The 19,060-nt window shown below is 56.7% G+C and carries 17 protein-coding genes and 2 pseudogenes; 15 read left to right on the forward strand and 4 right to left on the reverse strand.

Annotation, left to right across the window (positions count from 1 at the left end; all coding sequences use genetic code 11):
* The first annotated feature begins 160 nt into the window (after positions 1 to 160).
* Positions 161 to 742: a D-sedoheptulose 7-phosphate isomerase gene (lpcA, locus tag WLO32_RS04090; RefSeq protein ID WP_435947272.1), complete on the forward strand. Its 582-nt coding sequence runs from the start codon at positions 161 to 163 to the stop codon at positions 740 to 742.
* A gap of 65 nt (positions 743 to 807) precedes the next feature.
* Positions 808 to 1,575 (forward strand): class II glutamine amidotransferase, encoded by a 768-nt coding sequence (locus WLO32_RS04095; RefSeq protein WP_121267580.1) that lies wholly within the window; start codon positions 808 to 810, stop codon positions 1,573 to 1,575.
* On the opposite strand, the gene dpaA is transcribed toward WLO32_RS04095, so the two are convergent.
* Positions 1,546 to 2,283: a peptidoglycan meso-diaminopimelic acid protein amidase gene (dpaA, locus tag WLO32_RS04100; protein ID WP_435947273.1), complete on the reverse strand. Its 738-nt coding sequence runs from the start codon at positions 2,281 to 2,283 to the stop codon at positions 1,546 to 1,548. The genes WLO32_RS04095 and dpaA overlap by 30 nt on opposite strands.
* Positions 2,284 to 2,759: 476 nt before the next feature.
* Here dpaA and WLO32_RS04105 point away from each other — a divergent pair, with 476 nt between their 5' ends.
* The 8 genes and pseudogenes from WLO32_RS04105 (at position 2,760) to dinB (ending at position 10,199) form a co-directional block, all read left to right on the forward strand.
* The gene (locus WLO32_RS04105) at positions 2,760 to 4,103 is read left to right on the forward strand and encodes a Na(+)-translocating NADH-quinone reductase subunit A (RefSeq protein WP_435947274.1); all 1,344 of its coding nucleotides are present in this window, start codon (positions 2,760 to 2,762) and stop codon (positions 4,101 to 4,103) included.
* A 3-nt stretch (positions 4,104 to 4,106) separates the two neighbouring features.
* Complete coding sequence (locus WLO32_RS04110; protein ID WP_435947275.1) at positions 4,107 to 5,345, forward strand: NADH:ubiquinone reductase (Na(+)-transporting) subunit B; 1,239 nt, start codon at positions 4,107 to 4,109, stop codon at positions 5,343 to 5,345.
* Positions 5,338 to 6,133, forward strand: a pseudogene (locus tag WLO32_RS04115) (Na(+)-translocating NADH-quinone reductase subunit C). The gene WLO32_RS04110 and the pseudogene WLO32_RS04115 overlap by 8 nt, the downstream one beginning before the upstream one ends.
* Positions 6,126 to 6,764 (forward strand): NADH:ubiquinone reductase (Na(+)-transporting) subunit D, encoded by a 639-nt coding sequence (locus WLO32_RS04120; protein ID WP_435947276.1) that lies wholly within the window; start codon positions 6,126 to 6,128, stop codon positions 6,762 to 6,764. Before WLO32_RS04115 ends, WLO32_RS04120 begins: the two are co-directional and overlap by 8 nt.
* Before the next feature lie 6 nt (positions 6,765 to 6,770).
* The gene (gene nqrE, locus WLO32_RS04125; RefSeq protein ID WP_435947277.1) at positions 6,771 to 7,367 is read left to right on the forward strand and encodes an NADH:ubiquinone reductase (Na(+)-transporting) subunit E; all 597 of its coding nucleotides are present in this window, start codon (positions 6,771 to 6,773) and stop codon (positions 7,365 to 7,367) included.
* A 12-nt stretch (positions 7,368 to 7,379) separates the two neighbouring features.
* On the forward strand, positions 7,380 to 8,603 hold the full coding sequence (gene nqrF / locus WLO32_RS04130) for an NADH:ubiquinone reductase (Na(+)-transporting) subunit F (RefSeq protein WP_435947278.1): 1,224 nt from the start codon (positions 7,380 to 7,382) through the stop codon (positions 8,601 to 8,603).
* 11 nt (positions 8,604 to 8,614) lie between these two features.
* A complete protein-coding gene (nqrM, locus tag WLO32_RS04135) occupies positions 8,615 to 8,830 on the forward strand; it encodes a (Na+)-NQR maturation NqrM (RefSeq protein WP_435947279.1) in 216 nt (71 codons plus the stop codon).
* A gap of 311 nt (positions 8,831 to 9,141) precedes the next feature.
* A pseudogene (gene dinB, locus WLO32_RS04140) lies at positions 9,142 to 10,199 on the forward strand (DNA polymerase IV).
* A 47-nt stretch (positions 10,200 to 10,246) separates the two neighbouring features.
* On the opposite strand, the gene pepD reads toward dinB, so the two are convergent.
* Complete coding sequence (gene pepD / locus WLO32_RS04145; RefSeq protein WP_435947280.1) at positions 10,247 to 11,704, reverse strand: beta-Ala-His dipeptidase; 1,458 nt, start codon at positions 11,702 to 11,704, stop codon at positions 10,247 to 10,249.
* 265 nt (positions 11,705 to 11,969) lie between these two features.
* On the opposite strand from pepD, the gene gpt reads away from it, so the two are divergent.
* The 3 genes from gpt to crl all read left to right on the forward strand — a co-directional run bounded on the left by gpt (position 11,970) and on the right by crl (position 14,248).
* On the forward strand, positions 11,970 to 12,428 hold the full coding sequence (gene gpt / locus WLO32_RS04150) for a xanthine phosphoribosyltransferase (protein ID WP_121267589.1): 459 nt from the start codon (positions 11,970 to 11,972) through the stop codon (positions 12,426 to 12,428).
* 114 nt (positions 12,429 to 12,542) lie between these two features.
* On the forward strand, positions 12,543 to 13,790 hold the full coding sequence (frsA, locus tag WLO32_RS04155) for an esterase FrsA (protein WP_435947281.1): 1,248 nt from the start codon (positions 12,543 to 12,545) through the stop codon (positions 13,788 to 13,790).
* 56 nt (positions 13,791 to 13,846) lie between these two features.
* Positions 13,847 to 14,248, forward strand: coding sequence for a sigma factor-binding protein Crl (gene crl / locus WLO32_RS04160; RefSeq protein WP_435947282.1), 402 nt, complete (start codon positions 13,847 to 13,849; stop codon positions 14,246 to 14,248).
* A 44-nt stretch (positions 14,249 to 14,292) separates the two neighbouring features.
* Here crl and ompC read toward each other — a convergent pair whose 3' ends face one another.
* Complete coding sequence (ompC, locus tag WLO32_RS04165; protein ID WP_435947283.1) at positions 14,293 to 15,390, reverse strand: porin OmpC; 1,098 nt, start codon at positions 15,388 to 15,390, stop codon at positions 14,293 to 14,295.
* A gap of 292 nt (positions 15,391 to 15,682) precedes the next feature.
* Between ompC and proB the strand changes: the two genes are divergently transcribed.
* Positions 15,683 to 16,786 (forward strand): glutamate 5-kinase, encoded by a 1,104-nt coding sequence (gene proB / locus WLO32_RS04170; protein WP_435947284.1) that lies wholly within the window; start codon positions 15,683 to 15,685, stop codon positions 16,784 to 16,786.
* Positions 16,787 to 16,796: 10 nt separating this feature from the next.
* Positions 16,797 to 18,050 (forward strand): glutamate-5-semialdehyde dehydrogenase, encoded by a 1,254-nt coding sequence (gene proA, locus WLO32_RS04175; protein WP_435947285.1) that lies wholly within the window; start codon positions 16,797 to 16,799, stop codon positions 18,048 to 18,050.
* A 90-nt stretch (positions 18,051 to 18,140) separates the two neighbouring features.
* Here the strand turns inward: proA and WLO32_RS04180 are convergent, their stop codons facing one another.
* On the reverse strand, positions 18,141 to 18,929 hold the full coding sequence (locus WLO32_RS04180) for a DeoR family transcriptional regulator (RefSeq protein WP_435947286.1): 789 nt from the start codon (positions 18,927 to 18,929) through the stop codon (positions 18,141 to 18,143).
* Positions 18,930 to 19,060 lie beyond the last annotated feature (131 nt).

Below are 19,060 nucleotides of genomic sequence, written 5' to 3' on the forward strand. Positions count from 1 at the left end.
GTGTATGCGCACTTTTTTAGCAATGTGTTTACAAAATAATTACAACCTTGCTCACATTGTTGCCGCACGGATCCATAAAAGCATCAGGTTATGGCGCTTCTCGCGCTATCCGGTAAACTGCTGGTGTTTACCCAATCAATAAATACTGAAGGACATCCTCATGTACCAGGATCTTATTCGTAACGAACTGAACGAAGCCGCCGAGACGCTGGCTAACTTCCTGAAAGATGAAGCTAATATCCACGCGATTCAGCGCGCGGCCGTGCTGCTGGCGGATAGCTTTAAGGCGGGCGGTAAGGTGCTTTCCTGCGGTAACGGCGGCTCCCACTGCGACGCGATGCATTTTGCCGAAGAGCTGACGGGCCGCTATCGCGAAAACCGTCCGGGCTACCCGGCCATTGCGATTTCAGACGTAAGCCACATCTCGTGTGTGAGTAACGATTTCGGCTACGACTACATCTTCTCCCGCTATATCGAAGCGGTAGGCCGTGAAGGCGACGTCCTGCTGGGGATTTCCACTTCCGGTAATTCTGGTAACGTTATTAAAGCGATCGAAGCCGCGCGCGAAAAAGGCATGAAGGTCATTACGCTTACCGGGAAAGACGGCGGCAAAATGGCGGGTACGGCGGATATCGAAATTCGCGTGCCGCACTTCGGCTATGCCGATCGCATTCAGGAAATCCACATCAAGGTGATTCATATCCTGATTCAGCTGATCGAAAAAGAGATGGTTAAGGCTTAACTCGCTTTGTCCCTCTGCCTCACGGAGAGGGACAGAATGAGGGGTGTTTAGGGTAGGAGGTTGAAATGTGCGAACTGCTCGGGATGAGCGCCAACGTACCGACGGATATCTGCTTTAGTTTTACCGGGCTGGTACAGCGTGGCGGCGGAACAGGGCCCCATAAAGATGGCTGGGGCATCACCTTCTATGAGGGCAAAGGCTGCCGCACGTTCAAAGATCCCCAGCCGAGCTTTAATTCTCCCATCGCAAGGCTGGTGCAGGATTACCCCATTAAATCCTGCTCTGTCGTGGCGCACATCCGCCAGGCAAACCGCGGCAAAGTCGCGCTGGAAAATACGCATCCTTTTACCCGCGAGCTGTGGGGTCGCAACTGGACCTACGCCCACAACGGCCAGCTTAAAGGCCACCGCCGGCTTGAAACCGGGCCGTTTCGTCCGATTGGCGAAACCGACAGCGAACAGGCGTTTTGCTGGCTGCTGCACAAGCTGACGCAGCGCTATCCGCGCACCCCGGGCAATATGCAGGCGGTTTTCCGCTATATCACCGAGCTTGCGGTTCAGCTGCGTGAAAAAGGCGTGTTCAATATGCTGCTGTCGGACGGGCGTTACGTGCTGGCGTTCTGCTCCACCAACCTCTACTGGATAACCCGGCGGGCACCCTTTGGCGTGGCAAAACTGCTGGACAGGGACGTGGAGATCGACTTTCAGGAAGAGACCACACCTAACGATGTGGTCACGGTTATTGCTACGCAGCCGCTCACCGGCAACGAAACCTGGCACAGGATTGCGCCAGGCGAGTCGGTGCTATTTTGTCTCGGAGAGCGTGTAGTTTGAGGCGAGCTGAGGTTGTACCGTTGGTACGACCGGCTTGCTGATCACATAGTTGCCGCTGATAACGGAAACCGCCGGCGGCTGGCGATTCGCCATGAAGTAGTCGTATCCCGGCTTCAGCTGCTTCCAGAAATTAATGTAGTAAGAGTACTTGTGGCGCTCCATGTTCGCGTCCGTCATGCGGAACGGATAGATGCTTACCTGCACCTTCGGCTGCCCGAACACCAGCGCGCCGGTCACAAACTGGAAAATCTCATCGATGCTGCTGTCGGTCATGGCATAACAGCCGATGGAGACGCAGGCGCCGTGGATCATCAGATACTGGCCCTGATAGCCATGGGAACGATCGAACTCGTTCGGGAAGCCGATATTAATCGCTTTATAAAAGCGGCTGTCAGGCTTCAGCTGGCTGCGGTCCACGCTGTAGAAACCTTCCGGACTTTTAAAGTCGCCCTGACGCTGTTTCGGTCCCAGGCCGCCGGAATAATTACAGATTCGATAGCTGTCGAGCAGCTGATACTGTTCACCCATTTTGACGTACAGCTCAAGGGTACGCTCTTCTTTAAAGATCTGAATATAAACGGGAGAACCCATCAACTGCTGTTTGAATTCTTTGCTGACCGGCGCGGGCGAGGCGTTGCCATTAAGCAAGCTGGCAAACGACATGAACGGCATCATGAGCATCGCAATAAGAAGTGCGATCTTGGACATACTGCTTGATTCCTTGATAAACCTGTAACCAAATGCCAGGACGGCAAAAGAGACCTGAAATCAGACTAATCTGTATTCGGTGCGCTCACATTAGCATCATCAATAAATTTCGCAAGCGCAGACTGGCGAGTTTGCGGCAAATGGATATTAACTAATTCACCGCTAAAGCAAAAGAGTTTAGGTTTTTGCGTAACAGCTCCCATTGCCGGGCTTAACTTCCCGCATTTCTCCCAAACCCGGCGCCAATAATGCTAAAATCCCGGCCGCATGATGGCCCGAGGATAAGATAAGGACGCTTTCCCTAAGTCAGCGTTGCCAGGCAGGGCCTGGCGACTCCACCCACCAGGCGTGACGAACGGATGCACCCCCTCTTTTTACCTTCCCGACGGTCGTTGCGGTTGAAATTTGACTCGGCCCGTTCGTTGTCGGCTGCGTTTTGTCGGTTTTTATTAGCCTAATTTATACGTGATAACCTTATGATAAAAATCAGAAAAGGTCTCGATTTGCCTATCGCCGGGTTACCCGAGCAGCAAATTTATGCTGGCCCGGCTGTGCCTTTTGTCGCCTTGCTCGGCGAAGAGTACGTGGGAGTGCGTCCTTCAATGCTGGTAAAAGAAGGGGATAAGGTACTCAAAGGGCAGGCTCTTTTTGAAGATAAAAGAAACCCGGGCGTGATGTTTACCGCTCCGGCCAGCGGGGTTGTTAGCGCCATCAAACGCGGCGAGCGCCGCGTGCTGCAGTCCGTCGTTATTGAGGTGCGCGGAGAAGAAGCGGTTGTTTTTAAACGTCATGCTCCCGAATCCCTGGCCGCTGTGCCGCGTGAAGCCGTCCAGGCCCAGCTGCTTGCGTCAGGCCTGTGGACCGCGCTGCGCACGCGCCCCTTTAGTAAAGCGCCGCAGCCGGGCACCGTGCCGGCCGCCATTTTCGTCACCGCTATGGATACCAATCCGCTGGCGGCCGATCCTCAGCCCATTATTCTGGCGAATCGCCAGATGTTCGACGCGGGCCTGACGCTACTGTCGCGGCTGACCAACGGCAAAGTACAGGTTTGCCAGGCCAGCGGCGGCAAGCTGGGGGGCCATCCTGTCGGGCAGGTTACCTTTAATGAGTTCGCCGGGCCCCATCCGGCAGGGTTGGCAGGTACTCACATACATTTTATCGAGCCGGTCAGCCTGCAAAAGCAGGTGTGGCACCTGAACTATCAGGATGTCATTGCCATCGGCAAGCTGTTTATCGAAGGCGAGCTGTGGACCGAGCGGGTGATTTCCCTGGCGGGCCCGCAGGTAAAAAGGCCGCGCCTGATCCGTACTTGTCTGGGGGCCTCCATTGAAGCACTCAGCCGGGGCGAGTTGCTGGCAGGTGAAAACCGCGTCGTTTCCGGTTCCGTGCTCAGCGGCGTGCAGGCTGCGGGCCCGCGCGCCTGGCTTGGGCGTTTCCATCTGCAGGTTACCGCGCTGAAAGAAGGGCGCGAGAAAGAGCTGTTTGGCTGGGCGATGCCGGGGGCAGATAAATTCTCCGTCACGCGTACCACCCTCGGCCACTTCCTGAAACGCAAGCTCTTCAGCTTCTCCACCGACACCAACGGCGGGGCGCGCGCAATGGTGCCTATCGGCAGCTATGAACGCGTCATGCCGCTGGATATTCTGCCGACCATGCTGCTGCGCGATTTGCTGGCGGGGGATACCGACAGCGCGCAGGCGCTGGGCTGTCTGGAGCTCGATGAAGAAGATCTGGCGCTGTGTACCTATGTTTGCCCGGGGAAATATGAATACGGCCCGGTATTACGCGAGGTGTTAACCCGCATCGAGCAGGAAGGATAACCCATGGGCCTGAAGCGCTTATTTGAAAAAGCACAGCCGCACTTTACGCAGGGCGGCAAATTAGAAAAATACTACCCGCTGTATGAAGCCGCGGCCACGTTGTTCTACACGCCGGGGCAGGTTACGCCGGGCGCGTCCCACGTGCGTGACGCCATCGACCTGAAACGCATGATGATCCTGGTGTGGTTCGCCGTCTTCCCGGCGATGTTCTGGGGAATGTACAACGTCGGGCTGCAAAGCATTCCTGCGCTGCACAGGCTCTATGGCCCCGAACAGCTGCAGCAGGTTATAGCGGCCGACTGGCATTATGCCGTTGCGCAGTGGCTGGGCGTCAGCTTCGCGCCGGACGCGGGCTGGCTGAGCATGATGACCCTGGGGGCGGTGTTCTTTCTGCCTGTCTACCTCACCGTCTTCGTGGTGGGCGGCTTCTGGGAAGTGCTGTTTGCCATTATCCGCAAGCACGAAATCAACGAAGGCTTCTTCGTCACCTCCATTCTGTTTGCGCTGGTGGTTCCGCCGACGCTGCCGCTCTGGCAGGCCGCTTTGGGCATCAGCTTCGGCGTGGTGATGGCGAAAGAGATTTTCGGCGGCACGGGGCGCAACTTCCTTAACCCGGCGCTTGCCGGACGCGCGTTTTTATTCTTTGCCTATCCGGCGCAAATCTCCGGCGACCTGGTATGGACGGCGGCCGACGGTTTCTCGGGCGCCACGCCGCTTTCCCAGTGGTCCCACGGCGGCGGCGAGGCGTTAGTCAACGTGGTCACCGGGCAGCCGGTCACCTGGATGGACGCGTTTGTGGGCAAGATTCCCGGCTCCATTGGCGAAGTTTCAACGCTGATGATCCTGATTGGCGGCGCCGTCATTCTGTTTGCCCGCGTGGCCTCCTGGCGCATCGTCGCCGGGGTGATGCTCGGCATGATTGCCACCGCCACCCTGTTTAATTTCATCGGCTCGGACAGCAATCCGCTGTTCGCCATGCCCTGGTACTGGCATCTGGCGCTGGGCGGCTTCGCCTTCGGCATGATGTTTATGGCCACCGACCCGGTGTCCGCCTCCTTTACCAGCAAAGGCAAGTGGTGGTACGGCGGGCTGATCGGCGTAATATGCGTGCTGATTCGGGTGGCTAACCCGGCCTATCCGGAAGGAATGATGCTGGCGATTCTGTTCGCCAACCTCTTTGCGCCGCTGTTCGATTACCTGGTGGTGCAGGCCAATATCAAGCGGAGGAAGTCGCGTGGCTGACGTAAAAAGTAACGATAGCATCGGCAGAACGCTGCTGGTGGTGCTGGTGCTTTGCCTGGTATGCTCCGTCGTCGTGGCGGGCTCCGCCGTGGGCCTGAAGTCGCGCCAGCAGGAGCAGAAAGCGCTCGACAAGCAGCGCAACATTCTGGACGTCGCCGGTCTGGCCCGCGCCGAAGATGAGCGGCGAAGAGGTAAAAACAATCTTTGCGTCTCGCATCACCCCGCGCCTGCTGAATCTGAAAACGGGCGAAATGCTTGCCAAAGACCCGGCTGAATTTGACCACGCCGCCGCGCTGCGCGACCCGGAACAAAGCGTCGCGCTCTCATCGGGTGAAGACCGCGCCGGCATTAAACGCCGCGCCAACATCGTGGAAATCTATCTGGTGCGGGATGAGCAAAATAAAGTGCAGGAAATCGTGCTGCCGGTTTACGGCAACGGCCTGTGGTCGATGATGTACGCCTTTGTCGCGCTACAAACCGACGGGCGCACCGTAAAAGGCATCACCTATTATGACCAGGGCGAAACGCCGGGGCTGGGCGGCGAAATAGAAAACCCGAACTGGCGCGCGCAGTGGATCGGTAAGAAGTTGCTCGACGATAACGGCAGGCCGGCGCTGCGCGTGGTAAAAGGCGGCGCGCGCCCGGGCGACCAGTATGGCGTAGACGGCCTGTCGGGGGCGACGCTGACGGCAAACGGTGTGCAACACACTTTCGATTTCTGGATGGGCGAGCTGGGATTTGGCCCTTTCCTGAAGCAGGTTCGTGAAGGAGCGCTTAACAATGGCTGATATGTCAGGCATGAAGGAAGTTAAGCGGGTGCTGGTTAGCCCGCTGGTGGACAACAACCCCATCGCGCTGCAAATCCTCGGGGTTTGCTCCGCGCTTGCGGTCACCACCAAACTGGAAACGGCGCTGGTGATGACGATAGCCGTCACGGTGGTTACCGCCTTCTCCAGCATGTTTATCTCGATGATCCGTAACTACATCCCCAACAGCGTGCGCATTATCGTCCAGATGGCGATCATCGCCTCGCTGGTGATCGTAGTCGATCAGATCCTGCGCGCTTACGCCTACGAGATCTCAAAGCAGCTTTCCGTCTTTGTCGGGCTGATCATCACCAACTGTATCGTTATGGGACGCGCCGAAGCCTACGCCATGAAAGCGCCGCCGCTGGCGAGTTTTATGGACGGCATCGGCAACGGCCTGGGCTACGGCGTGATCCTGCTGCTGGTCGGTTTTATCCGCGAGCTTATCGGCAGCGGCAAACTGTTTGGCGTCACCGTGCTGGAAACGGTGCAAAACGGCGGCTGGTATCAGCCAAACGGCCTGTTCCTGCTGGCGCCGAGCGCGTTCTTTATTATCGGATTGCTGATTTGGGCGCTGCGTACGTGGAAGCCGGCGCAGCAGGAAAAGGATTAACAGACGATGGAACATATGATTAGTCTGTTCGTACGCGCGGTGTTTGTTGAAAACATGGCGCTCGCCTTCTTCCTCGGCATGTGTACTTTCCTTGCCGTGTCGAAGAAAGTCTCAACGGCGTTTGGCCTCGGCGTGGCGGTTACCGTCGTCCTTGGCATTTCAGTTCCGGCCAACAACCTGGTTTATAACCTGGTGCTACGCGACGGCGCGCTGATGGCTGGGGTGGATCTCAGCTTCCTGAACTTCATCACCTTTATCGGCGTTATTGCGGCGCTGGTGCAGATTCTGGAGATGATCCTCGATCGTTTCTTCCCGGCGCTCTACAACGCGCTGGGCATCTTCCTGCCGCTGATTACCGTGAACTGCGCCATCTTCGGCGGCGTGTCGTTTATGGTGCAGCGCGACTACAGCTTTGGCGAATCCATCGTTTATGGTTTCGGCTCCGGCATCGGCTGGATGCTGGCGATTGTCGCCATGGCCGGTATTCGCGAGAGGATGAAATACGCCAACGTGCCCGCAGGACTGCGCGGCTTAGGGATAACCTTTATCACCACCGGTTTGATGGCGCTGGGCTTTATGTCCTTCTCCGGCGTGCAGCTGTAAGGACGGAAAGTTATGGAAATTATTCTTGGCGTAGTGATGTTCACGCTGATCGTTCTGGCGCTGGCGCTGCTGATTTTGTTCGCCAAATCAAAGCTGGTGAATGCTGGCGACGTGCTGATTGAGATCAACAACGACGCGGACAAAAGGTTCCACGCGCCCGCCGGCGACAAGCTGCTTAACACGCTTTCAAGCCAGGGGATCTTTATCTCCTCGGCCTGCGGCGGCGGCGGTTCCTGCGGGCAGTGCCGGGTAAAAATCAAAGAGGGCGGCGGGGATATTCTGCCCACCGAGCTTTCCCACATCAGCAAACGCGAGGCCAAAGAAGGCTGCCGGCTCGCCTGCCAGGTGGCGGTGAAGCAGGATATGAAAATCGAGCTGCCGGAGGAAATCTTCGGCGTCAAAAAATGGCAATGCGAAGTTATCTCTAACGACAACAAAGCGACGTTTATCAAAGAGCTGAAGCTGCGCATTCCGGACGGCGACGTGGTGCCGTTCCGCGCGGGGGGCTACATTCAGATCGAATCGCCGCCGCATCAGGTCAGCTACGCTGATTTTGACGTGCCGGAGAAGTACCGCGGCGACTGGGACAAATTCAACCTGTTCCGTTTCCAGTCGGTGGTGAAGGAGCCGTGCGTACGCGCTTACTCCATGGCGAACTATCCGGAAGAAGAGGGCATTATCATGCTCAACGTCCGTATCGCCACGCCGCCGCCGCACGTGCCCGACGCGCCGCCGGGGATTATGTCCTCCTACATCTGGTCGTTGAAGGCGGGCGATAAAGTGACTATTTCCGGGCCGTTTGGCGAATTCTTTGCCAAAGATACGGACGCCGAAATGGTGTTTATCGGCGGCGGCGCGGGCATGGCGCCTATGCGCTCGCACATTTTCGATCAGCTTAAGCGCCTGGGCAGCAAACGCAAAATCAGCTTCTGGTACGGCGCGCGTTCGCTGCGTGAAATGTTCTATGAAGATGAGTTTGCGCAGCTGGCGCGCGAAAACCCTAACTTCACCTTCAATGTGGCGCTTTCCGATCCGCAGCCGGAGGATAACTGGACGGGGTATACGGGCTTTATCCATAACGTGTTGCTGGAAAACTACCTGCGTAACCATCCCGCGCCGGAAGACTGCGAATTTTATATGTGCGGGCCGCCGATGATGAACGCGGCGGTGATTAAAATGCTCAAAGACCTGGGCGTGGAGGATGAAAACATCATGCTCGACGACTTCGGCGGCTGACAGGAGCGCTTATGCTGACCGTATTTATCGCGACCTTCGCCATTTTTCTGCTGGTTGTTTTTGGCATGTCGCTGGGCTTTATCGTTAAGCGCAAAGCCATCCAGGGCAGCTGCGGCGGAATCACCGCCCTGGGAATGGAAAAGGCGTGTAACTGCCCGGAACCCTGCGACGCGCGCAAAAAGCGCATGGCGCGGGAAGCGAAACGGCAGGATTTACGTATTCTATAAAGGGTAGCGGTGGATGGCGCTTTGCTTATCCACCCTACAACACCAAACCCGCAGGTCGGGTAAGCAAAGCGCCACCCGATATTCCCCGGCGAAATCCCCAAGATTGGTAGGCCGGGTCAGCGAAGCGCCACCCGACATTCCACGTCGAAGCCCTCGAGATGGTGTAGGTCGGGTAAGCAAAGCGCCACCCGACATTCCACGGCGAAATCCCCGAGATTGGCAGGTCGGGTCAGCAAAGCGCCACCCGACGAATTGCCACAACCTTATTTCTAACTGTATACTTATCCAGTAAATAACCAGGTTGGATGAGCATGCGTAAAATCATTCATGTCGATATGGACTGCTTCTTCGCCGCCGTTGAGATGCGTGATAATCCAGCCCTGCGCGATATTCCCCTGGCGATTGGCGGCAGCGCGCAGCGGCGCGGCGTCATCAGTACCGCAAATTATCCGGCGCGCAAATACGGCGTACACAGCGCCATGTCCACGGCGATGGCGCTGAAGCTCTGCCCGCACCTCACCTTGCTGCCGGGGCGCTTCGACGCCTACAAAGAAGCCTCTAACCATATTCGGGAAATCTTCTCGCGCTATACCCCTTTAATCGAACCCCTTTCGCTGGACGAGGCGCCTATCTGGATGTTTCAGACAGCCCGCACTGCCACGGCTCCGCCACGCTGATTGCGCGTGAGATTCGCCAGGCGATTTCCGATGAGCTCAATCTCACGGCCTCGGCGGGGATCGCCCCGGTTAAGTTCCTCGCCAAAATCGCCTCCGATCTCAACAAGCCAAACGGGCAGTACGTCATCACACCTGAAGACGTGCCGGCTTTTTTAGAAACCCTGCCGCTTGGCAAAATTCCCGGCGTCGGCAAAGTGACCGCAGGAAAGCTTGAAAGCCTTGGGTTACGCACCTGCGCCGACGTGCAGAAAACCGATCTGGCCTCGTTGTTAAAGCGTTTTGGAAAGTTTGGCCGCGTAATCTGGGAGCGCAGCCAGGGCATAGACGAACGGCAAATCAGCAACGACCGGCAGCGTAAATCCGTCGGCGTTGAAAAAACGCTGGCGGAAGATATTCACGAATGGGAAGAGTGCGAGGCCATCATCGAACATCTCTATCAGGAGCTCGAAAGAAGGCTGAAGAAGGTAAAGCCCGACCTGCTGATTGCCCGCCAGGGCGTCAAACTCAAATTTAATGACTTTCAGCAAACCACCCAGGAACACGTCTGGCCGCAGCTTAACAAAGCCGATTTGATAGCTATCGCCAGGAAGACCTGGAGTGAACGCCGGCAGGCGCGGGGCGTAAGGCTGGTGGGGCTGCACGTCACGCTGCTGGATCCGCAGCTGGAGCGGCAGCTTCTGCTGGGGCTGTAAAAAAGCCTCTCCGGGGAGAGGCTTAGGAAGTCTGTATAAAGACGAACTTACTTCGCAGGAATCGCTTTTAGCAGCTCGGTCAGCAGAGTCCAGTACTGGCCCACGCTTTCGATATGCACCTGCTCGTCCGGCGAGTGGGGCCCGGTGATAGTTGGCCCGATGGAAACCATATCCATATCCGGATAAGGCTTTTTGAACAGCCCGCATTCCAGACCCGCATGGATAACCATGATGTTAGGCGTCTTGTTGAACAGCTTCTGGTAGGTTTCGCGCACAAGGCCCATGACCGGAGAGTTTGCATCCGGCTGCCAGCCAGGATAGCTGCCCTTGGCGATGGTCTGCGCGCCGGCCAGCTGGCCCAGCGATTTGAGCATGTCGACCACGTAATCTTTACCGGTGTCGATAAGAGAACGAATCAGGCAGATGATTTCAGCGCTCTCTTCGCTCAGGGTAACCACGCCCACGTTCAGCGAGGTTTCCACCACGCCTTTGACCGCGTCGGAATTACGGATGACGCCGTTTGGCGTCGCGTTCAGCAGCTTAATGAAGGTATCGCGGCTGCCGGCGGTCAGCGCAGGCTGGGTATTGCTGACAGGCTCAACCAGGACGGTGGTGTTTTTCTCTACCGCGCCCAGTTCGTTTTTCAAAATCGCCAGGAAATTGTCCGCCAGCTCTTTCAGCAGCGCCGCTTTATCAGCAGGCACCGCCAGAATGGCAGAGCCTTCACGTGGGATAGCGTTGCGCAGCGTGCCGCCGTTAAGGTCGATCAGGCGCGCATCCAGTTCCGCGGCGTGAGCGAACAGGAAACGGGCCAGCAGCTTGTTGGCGTTGCCTAAACCCAGGTGAATTTCGGCGCCGGAGTGGCCGCCTTTTAAGCCCTTGATGGTCAGCTTATAGGTTTCGAAACCGGCCGGAACCGCTTCGCGTTGCACAGGCAGCGTGGTGATAAAATCGATCCCGCCCGCGCAGCCCATGTAGATCTCGCCTTCTTCTTCGGAGTCGGTGTTGATCAGGATATCGGCCTGCAGCCAGCCTGCCTGCAGACCAAATGCGCCGTCCATACCGGCTTCTTCGGTCATGGTCAGCAGCACTTCCAGCGGGCCGTGGGCCACGGTTTCGTCAGCCAGCACCGCCAGCGCAGAGGCCATACCGATGCCGTTATCCGCGCCAAGCGTGGTGCCGCGGGCTTTTACCCACTCGCCGTCAATATAAGGCTGGATAGGATCTTTGGTGAAGTCATGCACGGTATCGTTGTTTTTCTGCGGCACCATATCAAGGTGAGCCTGCAGCACGACCGCTTTGCGGTTTTCCATGCCTGCGGTGGCAGGCTTGCGGATCAGGATATTGCCGACCTGGTCGCGTTCTACGTGTAACCCTTTTTCTTTTGCCCAGGACAGGATGTGTTCCGCCAGTTGCTCTTCATGATAAGAAGGGTGCGGAATAGAACAGATTTTGGCAAAAATATCCCACAGCGGCTGCGGAGATAATTGAGACAATTCAGACACGTTAGGTCTCCTTGACATCGACTCGGCTAAGAATTTTTTGGCACACAGGCCAGTGGCTGACCTGTTTGATATACACCACAAGCAGGGCTTGCGCGATGGTTCGAGAATACCACTAACTCTTCGGGCATGACGACCCAATCCACTTAAAAACCGCCGCCGCCCACCCGCAGTACTGGTTTTTAGTGCGCCAGATCTCTATAATCTCGCGCAACCAAAACCCCTTTGAACATTTTTAAGCCGTTAATAATAGGCCGGGACACTTCACATGAGCGAAAAATACGTCGTCACCTGGGACATGTTGCAGATTCACGCCCGCAAGCTGGCGAGCCGCCTGCTGCCTGCCGAACAGTGGAAAGGCATCATTGCCGTTAGCCGTGGTGGTCTGGTTCCGGGCGCGCTGCTGGCGCGTGAGCTGGGTATTCGTCATGTTGATACCGTATGTATTTCCAGCTATGACCATGACAACCAGCGCGAGCTGACCGTCCTCAAACGTGCTGAAGGCGACGGCGAAGGCTTTATCGTTATCGACGATCTGGTTGATACCGGCGGCACCGCGGTTGCGATTCGCGAAATGTACCCGAAAGCGCATTTCGTCACTATCTTTGCCAAGCCGGCAGGCCAGCCGCTGGTAGACGATTATGTTATTGATATCCCACAGAACACCTGGATTGAGCAGCCGTGGGATATGGGCGTAGTGTTCGTCCCGCCGCTGGCCGGCCGTTAATACCCCTACATAATTTGCATTCATTTACGCCCGGCGCCGCCGGGCGTTTGTGTTATTTGGCTGGCGACAGAGTACAATACTGCGTTCCTGACGTTTCATGGAGGCAGAAAACCGATGTCACAGGCCAACCTTAGTGAAGTTCTGTTTAAACCACGCTTTAAGCACCCGGAGACATCGACGTTAGTTCGTCGCTCTCAGCACCACGCTGCCCCCGCTATTCAATCCGCGCTTGATGGTAAAACCGTTCCCCACTGGTATCGCATGGTCAACCGGCTGATGTGGATCTGGCGCGGCGTCGATCCGCGTGAAATTCTCGAGGTGCAGGCGCGCATCGTCTGCTGTAACGAAGAGCGCACGGACGATGAGCTGTACGACACCATCGTGGGCTATCGCGGCGGCAACTGGATCTACGAATGGTCGAAACAGGCGATGCTGTGGCAGCAAAAGGCCAATCAGGAAACCGCTGAGGCGCAAAAGGGCAAATACTGGCTGCAGGCGGCGAACCTCTACAGCATCGCGGCGTATCCGCACCTGAAAGGGGACGTGCTGGCCGAGCAGGCGCAGGTGCTCGCCAACCGGGCTTTTGAAGAGGCGGCTCCCCGCCTTTCCGGAGACCTGCGGGAAATTGAATTCACCATCACCGGCGGCAGCTCGATTACCGGTTTTCTGCATATGCCGAAAGATTCGCAGGGCCCTTTCCCGACGGTGCTGATGTGCGGCGGCCTGGACGCTTTGCAAAGCGACTATTACACCCTGTTTGAAAAATACTTCGCGCCGCAGGGCATTGCGATGCTGACCATCGATATGCCGTCGGTAGGGTACTCCTCGAAATGGAAGCTCACCCAGGACTCCAGCCAGCTTCACCAGCACGTGTTAAAAGCCCTGCCGAACGTGCCGTGGGTCGATCACACCCGCGTCGCCGCCTTTGGCTTCCGCTTTGGGGCAAACGTCGCGGTTCGCCTGGCCTACCTTGAAGCGCCGCGTCTGAAAGCCGTCGCCTGTCTTGGGCCGGTGGTGCACAGCCTGCTGAGCGATCCGGCGCGCCAGGCATTGGTGCCGGAAATGTATATTGACGTTCTGGCGAGCCGTTTGGGCATGAACGATGCCGCGGACAGCGCGCTGAGCGTCGAGCTGAACCGCTACTCGTTAAAGACGCAGGGCCTGCTCGGCCGACGTTGCCCGACGCCAATGCTGTCGGGGTTTTGGGCCAACGATCCCTTCAGCCCGGAAGAAGAGTCGCGTTTAATTACTTCGTCATCTGCCGATGGCAAGCTGTTGTCGATTCCGTTTAATCCGGTGTATAAAAATTTTGACAGCGCTTTAAAAGAAATTACCGCCTGGATTAAACAAAGATTGCGTTAAAAATTTGCTAAATTTTATCGGTTTGGTAAAACAGAGCTTCACAACAGGAGATCGCAATGACGTTACCGAGTGGACACCCGAAAGGTAGACTGATCAAAAAATTTGCCGCCCTTGGCCCCTATATCCGGGAAGAGCAGTGCGAAGACAACCGTTTCTTCTTCGACTGCCTGGCAGTATGCGTCAACGTGAAACCTGCGCCAGAGCTGCGTGAGTTCTGGGGCTGGTGGATGGAGCTGGAAGCGCAGGAAAAGCAGTTTACCTACACCTATCACTTTGGTCTGTTCGACAAACACGGCAACTGGACCACCACGGCTTCCAAAGACAAAGAAATAGACGACAGGCTGGAACAAACGCTGCGCGGATTCCATGAGCGCCTGCGCGACCTCTTAAAAACGTTAAATATGGATTTGGTGCCGGCCAAAGATTTTGCAGATAAGCCCGTCAAACTCTCCGCATAAAAGAAATCGCCCTTCCTTTGCAGGAAGGGCGAGCAGATAATCAATCAGAACTGATAAACCAGACCCAGCGCAACCACATCATCGGTGTTCAGACCAAGAGCGTTGTCATCGTCAAGGCGGTTAATTTTATAGTCTACGTAGGTGGACATATTTTTATTGAAATAATAGGTCGCCGCGACGTCGATATATTTCACCAGGTCCGCATCGCCAACGCCTTCAATATCTTTACCTTTCGACTGCACATAGCCGATGGAAGGACGCAGGCCGAAGTCGAACTGATATTGCGCAATAACTTCGAACGCTTGGTTTTTATTGGCGAAGCCGCTGACGGCAGTATTAACCCCGCCAATCGATGCCGTACCGGAAATGGGCGTCATATTACGAGTTTCCGCATACATCGCGCCCAGATACACATTGTTGGCGTCGTATTTTAAGCCGCCGGTCCAGGCTTCAGCGTTATCGCCCTGGCCGTAAGCGCCGTTTTTCTGCACCAGGGTACGGTTCGACCGGGTATAGGCGCCGCCTACGCTTACGCCGCTATCGCCAAGCTCATAAGTCAGGGAAGTACCGAAGCCGTCGCCGTTGGCCTTGCTTGCCGCGCGGCCGTCGTTCTCATTTTTCCCCTGGTACTGTAAGGCGAATTTCAGGCCGTCGACCAGGCCGAAGAAATCCGTATTGCGGTAGGTGGCCAGGCCGTTGGCGCGGCCGGTCATAAAGTTATCGGCTTTGGTGTAAGAGTCATCGCCGAATTCCGGCATCATATCGGTCCAGGAGGCGATGTTATATAACACGCCGTAATTACGGCCATAATCGAAGGAGCCTAAATCACCCGCTTTCAGACCGGCGAAGGCCAGACGCGTTTTGGCGGTATTGGCATCGCTTTCCGCTTTGTTGGCCGCAACCTGATACTCCCACTGGCCAAATCCGGTCAGCTGTTCGTTAATTTGCGTTTCACCTTTAAAACCCAGGCGAATATAAGACTGATCGCCATCAACACTGTTGTTATCGCTAAGATAATGCTCGGCCTTCACCTTTCCATAGAGATCTAATTTATTTCCATTCTTATTAAAAATCTCAGCGGCATGAGAAGCGGTTGATGCGGCAATACCCAGTACCATTAATGCCAGTGTGGTCTTTTTCATTTTTCATCCCAAATATGATTACGCGCTAAATTTAATCGGGCGGTATCCCGTTTAAAAACGCAGAGAGTTTTATCGTTTGGAGATGAAAGATTTATGACAAGCTAAGATAAAGTTTAAATAAAGGTAAAAAAGTTTTTTAGTCATAAAATTGTCAAACTCTACCGCTACGCTTAATGATCTGGCTCGGTTTGTTGCGTCTTTTCCCTTAGCGCCTGTTGGCAAGCCGCGCCAGTCCTGCTACAACGTCATCTGGCCTTTAATTTTTCTAATTTCGTTGAAACGGCAGAGAATCATGAGTGACAGCCAGACGCTGGTGGTAAAACTTGGCACCAGCGTATTAACCGGTGGCTCGCGCCGCCTGAACCGCGCCCATATTGTTGAACTCGTGCGTCAGTGCGCGCAGCTTCACGCCAGCGGGCATCGCATCGTTATTGTCACCTCCGGGGCGATCGCCGCAGGGCGCGAACATCTGGGCTACCCCGAACTTCCGGCAACCATCGCCTCCAAACAGCTGCTGGCCGCCGTCGGCCAGAGCCGTCTGATTCAGCTCTGGGAACAGCTTTTTTCTATTTACGGCATCCACGTCGGGCAAATGCTGCTGACCCGCGCCGATATGGAAGACCGCGAGCGCTTCCTGAACGCGCGCGATACGCTCAGGGCGCTGCTTGATAACAACATCGTGCCGATAATTAACGAAAACGACGCGGTAGCCACCGCGGAAATTAAAGTCGGCGATAACGACAACCTTTCCGCGCTGGCCGCGATTCTGGCCGGGGCGGACAAGCTGCTGCTGCTGACCGATCAGCAGGGGCTGTACACCGCCGACCCGCGCAACAACCCGGCGGCGGAGCTGATTAAAGAAGTGCGCGGTATCGACGACGCGCTGCGCGCCGTGGCGGGCGACAGCGTATCCGGTCTCGGAACCGGCGGCATGGGCACCAAGCTGCAGGCCGCAGACGTCGCCTGCCGCGCGGGCATCGACGTGATTATCGCCGCCGGCAGCAGGCCCGGCGTCATCGGCGATGTGATGGCCGGCACGTCAGTCGGCACGCGTTTCCACGCCCAGCAGTCTCCGCTGGAAAACCGCAAACGCTGGATCTTCGGCGCGCCGCCCGCCGGTGAAATAACCGTCGATGATGGCGCGCTTTCCGCCATTCTTGAGCGCGGCAGCTCGCTGCTGCCAAAAGGCATTAAGAGCGTGAGCGGCAACTTCTCCCGCGGCGAGGTTATCCGTATCCGCAGCCTTGAGGGGCGCGACGTGGCCCACGGCGTAAGCCGATATAACAGCGATGCGCTGCGCCGTATCGCGGGCCAACACTCGCAGCAGATCGATGCCATCCTCGGCTACGAGTACGGCCCGGTTGCGGTGCACCGCGACGATATGATCGTTAACTAAGGAGCTGGCGATGTTAGAACAGATGGGCAAAGACGCCAAAGCGGCTTCTTATCAAATGGCGCTGCTTTCAGGCCAGCAAAAAAACCGCGTGCTGGAACGCATGGCGGATTACCTGGAAGCGCAGGCCGAAGAAATCCTCGCCGCCAACGAGCAGGACGTGCTGGAAGCCCGCCGTAACGGCCTGAGCGAAGCGATGCTCGACCGCCTGCAGCTTACGCCGGCGCGCCTGAAAGGCATCGCCGACGATGTGCGCCAGGTGTGCAACCTCGCCGACCCGGTAGGGCAGGTGATCGACGGCGGCCTGTTAGACAGCGGCCTGCGCCTTGAGCGCCGCCGTGTGCCGCTGGGCGTAATCGGGGTAATTTACGAAGCGCGTCCTAACGTAACGGTAGACGTCGCCTCTTTGTGCCTGAAAACCGGCAACGCGGCTATTCTGCGCGGCGGCAAAGAGACGTGGCGCACCAACGCGGCGACCGTGAAGGTCATCCAGCAGGCGCTTATCGAATGCGGTTTGCCGGCCGCGGCGGTACAGGCTATTGAAAGCCCGGACCGCGCGCTGGTTAACGAACTGCTGAAGATGGATCGCTACGTGGACATGCTGATCCCGCGCGGCGGCGCAGGGCTGCACAAGCTCTGCCGCGAGCAGTCTACCATCCCGGTGATCACCGGCGGGATTGGCGTTTGCCATATCGTTGTCGACGACACGGCGGAAATCGAACCGGCGCTGAAAATTATCGTCAACGCCAAAACCCAGCGTCCAAGCACCTGCAACACGGTAGAAACGCTGCTGGTACACCAGGGCATCGCGCAAAACTTCCTGCCTGCGCTGAGCAGGCGGATGGCGGAGTCTGGCGTGACGCTGCACGCGGACGAAAAATCCCTGCCGCTGCTGCAAAACGGCCCGGCAGAAGCGTTGCCGGTAAAAGCGCAAGAATACGACGACGAGTGGCTGTCGCTGCATCTGAACGTGAAGGTGGTGGCGGATCTGGATGAAGCCATCGGCCATATTCGCGAGCACGGCACCCAGCATTCCGATGCGATTCTGACCCGCACGCTGCGCAACGCCAGCCGCTTCGTGAACGAAGTGGATTCCTCGGCGGTGTACGTGAATGCCTCAACGCGCTTTACCGACGGCGCCCAGTTCGGCCTTGGGGCGGAAGTGGCGGTCAGCACGCAGAAGCTCCACGCCCGCGGCCCGATGGGCCTGGAAGCGCTCACCACCTACAAATGGATTGGTTACGGCGACGACACTATCCGCGCGTGATTGAGTAGTAACAAAGGCGGATGTCAGGCTGCGGCCCGGCATCCGCCTTTTTATTTTACCGTTGTTCACGCCGTCTTTACGAAGCCTTGCCTACTCGCTCTCTGAATCAGGCGTGATGACCTTAACGAATCCGTTTCGGCAGTGCGCGGCATAGTCCGCCGGGAGCGGACGATCGCTAATCAGCACGTCAAAGGCCGAAAGCGGGCCGATGCTCGCCGGGGCGACCTCATCAAACAGCGCGTGACGCGTTAGCAGGATCTTGCGTAAGCCGCGCTCCATAGCTTTGCGTTTAATGGCCAGATCGTCGGGATTAAACCAGCTCACGCCGAAGTGCTCGTGCACGCCGCTGGCGGAAATAAATACCTTCCGCGGGTTAAGCGAATCCAGAGCCGACGGATTATTGGCGTCGTAAAACGCATCGCTCTTTGGCCGATAGGTGCCGCCGCACAGAACGGCGGTGGCGTTGGGCTTTTCATTCAGCGCCATAAATACCCGGTGCGAGTAACAAATACCGGTAAAGGTGATGTCGTCCGGGATCATGCTGATAACCAGCGGCATTTCCGGCCCGTTATCAAAAAACACCAGATCGTTTTCACTCACCAGGCCCGCCGTCAGAATCGCCACGGGCAGATCGTCCCGGTGGTGGATCTTTTCGCCCGGCTGCGGGACGGCGGTTGGTGAGGCGGCTGGTTTGTTTACCATTACGATATAGCCGCCCAGCAGGGTAAGCGGCAGCGGTTCATCATCCTGGCTGAGATCCCGGCGAATGGTCATAACAGAGACTTCCAGCATGCGGGCGGCCTCTTTAAGATGGATGCGGTCGGTCTTCTTCAGCAGCTCCATCAGACGCCGGATACGTTCTTTTTGCTTGGTCTCCATTCACCTTCTCCGCAATGCGTGTTGCGTATGTTCCTGCAGTAACATTTTTTTCCGCGAGGAACATCCTTTCGTCGCATTACTATACTGCCGCTAATGAAGAATTAAAAGCGTCATCGCTCGCGTTTTGATGA

Source organism: Dryocola mayonis (assembly GCF_051307045.1).
GTDB lineage: Bacteria > Pseudomonadota > Gammaproteobacteria > Enterobacterales > Enterobacteriaceae > Dryocola.